The sequence below is a fragment of the Saccharomonospora iraqiensis subsp. iraqiensis genome, assembly GCF_000430445.1.
GTDB lineage: Bacteria > Actinomycetota > Actinomycetes > Mycobacteriales > Pseudonocardiaceae > Saccharomonospora > Saccharomonospora iraqiensis.
Genome location: NZ_KE387036.1, coordinates 1 through 1,525, shown reverse-complemented (window position 1 = coordinate 1,525; position 1,525 = coordinate 1). Strand labels below are relative to the sequence as shown.

General features: G+C 69.8%; 2 protein-coding genes. One reads left to right on the top strand and one right to left on the bottom strand.

The features are described from left to right. Nucleotides 1-630, bottom strand: a 630-nt coding sequence (locus ACTIR_RS0101685) for a cytochrome ubiquinol oxidase subunit I (protein WP_026452991.1), incomplete at its 3' end; no start/stop codon positions are given. 249 nt (nt 631-879) lie between these two features. Here ACTIR_RS0101685 and ACTIR_RS0101680 point away from each other — a divergent pair. Further along, complete coding sequence (locus ACTIR_RS0101680) at nt 880-1,479, top strand: TMEM165/GDT1 family protein (protein WP_026452990.1); 600 nt, start codon at nt 880-882, stop codon at nt 1,477-1,479. Nucleotides 1,480-1,525 lie beyond the last annotated feature (46 nt).

Sequence of the window (1,525 nt, the reverse complement as noted above, 5' to 3'; positions counted from 1 at the left end):
ACCGGGACGGCCGCGCCAGAGCCGCCAGCCCGCGACGCCGACGAGGAACGCCGCGGCCACGGCGAACGCGCCCGCCACGGTGTGCGGGATCGCGGCCAGCGCGGTGTTGTTGGTCAGCACCGCCCAGATGGAGGTCATCGTGGGCCTGCCGTCGACGAACTCGGCGCCCACCGGGTGCTGCATCCACGAGTTCGCGGCCAGGATGAAGTACGCCGAGGCCACCGTGGCCAGCGAGAACGCCCACGCGCACGCCAGGTGGACCCGCTTCGGCAGCCGGTCCCACCCGAAGATCCACAGACCCAGGAACGTCGACTCGACGAAGAAGGCGACCAGGCCCTCCATGGCCAGTGGCGCCCCGAACACGTCCCCGACGAAGCGGGAGTAGGCACTCCAGTTCATGCCGAACTGGAATTCCTGCACGATGCCGGTCACCACGCCCATCGCGAAGTTGACCAGCAACAGCTTTCCCCAGAACTTCGTCGTGCGCAGGTAACGTTGCTCACCCGTGCGCAGCCACGCCGTCTGCATCCCGGCCACCAGCACCGACAGGCCGATGGTCAACGGAACCATGAGGAAGTGGTAGACGGTCGTGATACCGAACTGCCACCGCGCTAGCTCGAGGACGCTCACGAGATCGACTCTGCCTGCGACCTGCGGATCCGCGTCAGGTCCCAGGATCCCGGACCGCGCGGGACCAAGGTCCCGCGCCCGACGGACGTGCGCCCCGAACGATTGTTTTCGGCACACCTCAATCAATCTTCAGGCACACCCGGAGAACGAGCTGGCCGAACCGTACGGGGCGATTCGCGGTTCCCATTCACTACCCGGTGCCGCGATTTGCCTTTATCGTGTCAGAAGAAAGGGAGGTGAGTGCCCGCCGTGACCGCCGAGCTCGTGGCCCTGGTGTCGACGTTCGCCCTCGTGGCGGCCGTCGAACTGCCGGACAAGACGTTCGTGGCCACGCTCGTGCTCACCACACGGTTCCGTACCCGCGCGGTGCTCGCCGGGGTGGCGGCGGCGTTCGCGGTGCAGACCGTGGTGGCGGTCGCGTTCGGCAGTGTCCTGACGTTCCTCCCCGACCCGGTGCTGTCCGTGCTCGTCGGTGTCCTGTTCGGTACCGGGTCGGCGATGTTGCTGCGGGCGGGTTTCTCCGGGGTCGACGAGGAGTCGCCGGACGCGGTCCGCGGTGGCGCGGCCCCCACGACGTTCCCCCGCGCGGCACTGACGTCCTTCGGCGTCCTGTTCGCGGCGGAGTGGGGGGACGCCTCCCAGCTCGCCACCGCCGGGATGGTGGCCAACTCGGCCCAGCCGTTCGCGGTGGGCCTGGGCTCGGTGACGGCGCTGCTGTGTGTGGCCGGGCTGGCGGTCTTCCTCGGGCACAAAATCCGGGACCGCCTCCGCCCGCGGTTGCTCCAACGCACGGCCGGCTTCGCGTTCGCCGGGCTCGCGCTGTTCGCCTTCGGCAGCGCACTCGTGTGACGCCGGGCGGTGCGCCGACGGCCGCCCGTGCCGGTGCGCACCGCCG